This is a genomic window from Streptomyces aureus, from assembly GCF_001418135.1.
GTDB classification, from domain to species: Bacteria; Actinomycetota; Actinomycetes; order Streptomycetales; family Streptomycetaceae; genus Streptomyces; species Streptomyces aureus_A.
Map to the genome: position 1 here is coordinate 1 of NZ_LIPQ01000510.1, position 4,144 is coordinate 4,144.

3 protein-coding genes and 1 pseudogene are annotated in these 4,144 nt (G+C 72.1%); 1 reads left to right on the forward strand and 3 read right to left on the reverse strand.

Features of this window, described 5'->3' with window-relative positions; translation table 11 throughout:
- Nucleotides 1-1,063, forward strand: a pseudogene (locus AOK00_RS32540) (PAS domain S-box protein); the annotation flags it as partial.
- 130 nt (nucleotides 1,064-1,193) lie between these two features.
- Here the strand turns inward: AOK00_RS32540 and AOK00_RS32545 are convergent.
- The 3 genes from AOK00_RS32545 to AOK00_RS32555 form a co-directional block, all read right to left on the reverse strand.
- Entirely contained in the window at nucleotides 1,194-2,846 is a 1,653-nt protein-coding gene (locus AOK00_RS32545; RefSeq protein WP_055603760.1) for a long-chain fatty acid--CoA ligase, read from the reverse strand.
- 189 nt (nucleotides 2,847-3,035) lie between these two features.
- The gene (locus tag AOK00_RS32550; RefSeq protein ID WP_055603761.1) at nucleotides 3,036-3,581 is read right to left on the reverse strand and encodes a SigE family RNA polymerase sigma factor; all 546 of its coding nucleotides are present in this window, start codon (nucleotides 3,579-3,581) and stop codon (nucleotides 3,036-3,038) included.
- Nucleotides 3,582-3,706: 125 nt separating this feature from the next.
- The coding region (locus AOK00_RS32555; RefSeq protein WP_159041897.1) for a glycoside hydrolase domain-containing protein at nucleotides 3,707-4,144 on the reverse strand (438 nt) is incomplete at its 5' end.

The following is a 4,144-nucleotide window of genomic DNA, read 5'->3' on the forward strand; positions in this document are numbered from 1 at the left end:
GCCGAACCCGGCGACCCCCGCCGTCTCTCCCGTCCCGGCGGCCCCCGTGGCCCCCGGCGCGCCCTCCAACGGCTCCGGTCGGCGGCGCAGGCTCGCCACCCCGCCGGAGGCCGATCCGCCGGCCCCGGCCGCGATCCCCGTACCGGCCCACGGCGATGCCAGGCCGCACCCGCAGGCGGACTCCCCGTCGCAGGCGCCGTCCCGCGCGCCCGAAGGCCGCGCGTACGCCATAGGAGCACCCGCCGAGGGATCCGCCGAGGGACCAGAGCCGCTCGACGGCCCCGGTGGCGCCGTCGAGGTCGCCAACCGGCCCGCGCCGCGCCCCGTCGACGACGAACTCCCCCCGGAGCCCCTCGACAACCCGCGCCGGCTGCTCGTCTGGCCCGCCCCCGACGTCTCCACCCAGCAGGCGCTGAGCGACCGGGGCTACCGGCCGGTGATCGTGCACTCCCGCGAGGAGGTCGACGCCCAGATCGCCGCCTTCCCGGCCGCGCTCTTCGTCGACCCGCTGACCGGGCCCATCACCCGTACCGCGCTCCAGTCGCTGCGTCAGGCGGCCGTCGCCGCCGAGGTGCCCGTGCTCCTCGCGGCCGGGCTCGGACAGGCGACCCGGGAGGCCGCGTACGGCGCCGATCCGGCCGTGCTCCTCAAGGCGCTCGCCCCGCGCGACAGCGAGCAGCACCCGTCCCGCGTCCTCCTGATCGAGGAGAACGAGGACATCGCGGAGGCGCTCGCGGCCACTCTGGAGCGGCGCGGGATGCAGGTCGCACGGGCGGCCACGGACACCGAGGCGGTCACGCTCGCCACCCAGACGCAGCCGAACCTGGTGGTGATGGACCTGATGCAGGTGCGCCGCCGCCGGGCCGGGATCATCGACTGGCTGCGGGCGAACGGGCAGCTCAACCGCACCCCGCTCGTCGTCTACACCTCCGCCGGCCTCGCCGAGGAGGAGCTGCCGAAGCTGTCCTCCGGCGAGACGGTCCTCTTCCTCGCCGAGCGCGCGAACAGCGCCGAGGTGCAGGCCCGGATCGTGGACCTGCTCGCGAAGATCGGCACCAACTAGCCGGGCACGGACACGAGCCCGGGCCACGAGCCACGAGTACGGCGATACGGGTGCGGGGAGGGCTTCGTCGCCGAAGCCCTCCCCGCACCCGTATCCGTATCCGTACCGTGGCCTGGTCCGGAATCCGTGACTACAGCTCCGTCACGTCCAGCTCGCCCTCCGCGTACTGCCTGCGGATGACCTTCTTGTCGAACTTGCCGACGCTCGTCTTCGGCACCGCCGGCACGATCGCCCAGCGCTCCGGGAGCTGCCACTTGGCGATGCCGCCCTCGTCGGCGAGGAAGGCCTTCAGCGTCTCGTAGTCCGCCGTCGCACCGTCCTTGAGGACGACGGTCGCCAGCGGGCGCTCGCCCCACTTCTCGTCCGGCACGGCGACGACGGCAGCCTCGGCGACCTCCGGGTGCGCCATGATCGCGTTCTCCAGCTCGACACTGGAGATCCACTCGCCGCCGGACTTGATGACGTCCTTGGCGCGGTCGGTGAGGGTGAGGAAGCCCTCGGGGCTGATCACGCCGACGTCACCGGTCTTGAGCCAGCCGTCCTCGCTGAACTTGTCCGCCGGGCGGATGGCCTCGCCGTCGACGCCGCCGAAGTACGAACCCGCGATCCAGGTGCCGCGCACCTCGAGCTCGCCGGCGGACTCCCCGTCCCAGGGCAGGTGTTCGCCGGCCGGACCGACCAGGCGGGCCTCGACGCCGGCCGGGAAGCGGCCCTGCGTGACGCGGTACGGCCACTCCTCCTCGGCGGTGAGGCCGTGCGGCGGGTGGGCCATCGTGCCCAGCGGGGAGGTCTCGGTCATGCCCCAGGCGTGACAGAGACGGACACCGAGCCGGTCGTACGCCTCCATCAGCGCGGGCGGACACGCCGCGCCACCGATGGTGACCTGGGACATCGAGGAGAGGTCACGGGGGTTGGCGGTGACCTCGGCGAGCAGGCCCTGCCAGATGGTCGGGACGGCGGCCGCGTGGGTCGGCTTCTCGCGCTCGATCATGTCGGCGAGCGGGGCCGGCTGGAGGAAACGGTCCGGCATGAGCATGTTGATGCCGGTCATGAAGGTGGCGTGCGGCAGGCCCCAGGCGTTGACGTGGAACTGCGGGACGACCACCAGGGTCGTGTCCCTGTCGGTCAGGCCCATCGACTCGGCCATGTTCACCTGCATCGAGTGCAGGTAGATCGAACGGTGCGAGTAGACGACGCCCTTGGGGTCGCCGGTGGTGCCGGAGGTGTAGCACATGGCCGCGGCCGAACGCTCGTCCAGCTCGGGCCAGTCGTACGTGGTCGGACGGCCCGCGATCAGCTCCTCGTAGTCGTGCACGCGGGGGGCCACGCCGTCCAGGACGGAACGGTCCCCGGGGCCCGCGACCACGATGTGCTCGATCGTCGGCAGGTGCGGCAGCAGCGGGGCGAGGAGGGGGAGCAGGGAGCCGTTCACGAGGACGACCCGGTCTGCGGCGTGGTTGACGATCCACACCAGCTGCTCGGGGGGAAGACGGAGGTTGAGGGTGTGCAGGACCGCGCCCATGGAGGGGATCGCGAAGTACGCCTCGACGTGCTCCGAGTTGTTCCACATGAGGGTCGCGACCCGCTGATCGCCGGTGACCCCGAGTTCGTCGCGCAGGGCGTTGGCCAGCTGGTGCGCACGTGCTCCGGCCTCCGCGAACGTGCGGCGCTGCGGCTCGGGCTCGCCCGTCCAGGTGGTGATGATCGACTTCCCGTGAATCGTCATTCCGTGCTTGAGAATGCGGCTCACGGTCAGCTGTACGTCCTGCATGGTGCTGTACACGGGGCGTCCTCCCGGTGGGCGCTACGTGGCAGAAAGAGGTGTGGCGATTCTGCGCACGTACCGCGCGGTATGTCACTACCCGAGAGTACGGAAAAAGCCAGTGATCACTGGCGCGAGCGTCGCGCCGCGTCGATTTCGGGGGTTTTCTTCTGTTTCCTGCTTGCTTCCCACGTACTTCCTGCGCACCGCCTACCGGACGGGGGTCAGTTCCGGGTCCTCGCGGAGCTTGCCGAGCGCCCTCGACACCGCGCTCTTCACGGTGCCGACGGACACTCCCAGGACCTCGGCGGTCTGGGCCTCGCTGAGGTCCTCGTAGTACCTGAGAACCACCATCTGACGCTGACGCTCGGGCAGCCTCAGCACCGCGCGCCACATCGCGTCGTGCAGCACCTGCCGCTCGGCCGGGTCCGGCTCCGGGACACCGGAGGGCTCCGGCAGCTCGTCGCAGGCGAACTCGTCGACCTTGCGCTTGCGCCACTGCGACGTGCGGGTGTTCAGCAGCGCGCGGCGGACGTAGCCGTCCAGGGCACGGTGGTCCTCGATGCGCTCCCAGGCGACGAACGTCTTGGCCAGCGCGGTCTGCAGCAGGTCCTCGGCGTCGCAGGGGTTGGCGGTCAGGGAGCGCGCGGTGCGCAGGAGCACGGGCCCACGCGCCCGTACGTACGACGAGAAGGTCGAGTACGACGCGTACTGCGAGGCACCGGCGCAGACGGGGCCAGAGGGTGGCGGAGTCATGACTCCACGCTATGAGGGGAGGGGTGCCCCGCGGATCGGCCCCAGGTCCCGACCCGCAGTCCGCCTCAGGTTGTAGGGGCGGGGACGGCCCGACCTCCTCTGGGTGGAGAGCCCTCGGGGCCGCCTCAGGGTCGGGGGACGTGGGGCGCCGCGTCCCCGGCCCGGCCGGGAACCCCGCCGGAGTCGGAAACCCCGGCCGCACGGCCGGCGGTGGGGGTGACACGGGCGACGGGCGCGTCCATCGCGTTCCGGTCGATGGCGAGGCTGCGGCCACCGTACGCCTCGGTGACATTGCCCGCGTACTGGTGGATCCGGGCGTGCGGCATCCAGGCGTCCGGGTGCAGCACCGACTCCGTGTACAGCGCGGGCCGCCCCAGCCAGCGCGCGAACCACATCACGGCCGGCAGATCCGCCGTCCCCGCCCGCCGCGCCGCCTCGATGTCCCGCACCCCCGTGTCCGCGCTGCTGTAGTACCCGGGCACGTAGCCGAGGCGACTCACCTCCCGGTTCCAGGCGCGGACGAAGGAGAGGGTGGTCGCGGCGCAGCCCGCGTCATCCTGCTG

Coding starts and splice junctions, on each gene's coding strand:
- AOK00_RS32550 (WP_055603761.1), bottom strand. CDS start 3,581: ATGACTCCGCCACCCTCTGGCCCCGTCTGCGCCGGTGCCTCGCAGTAC.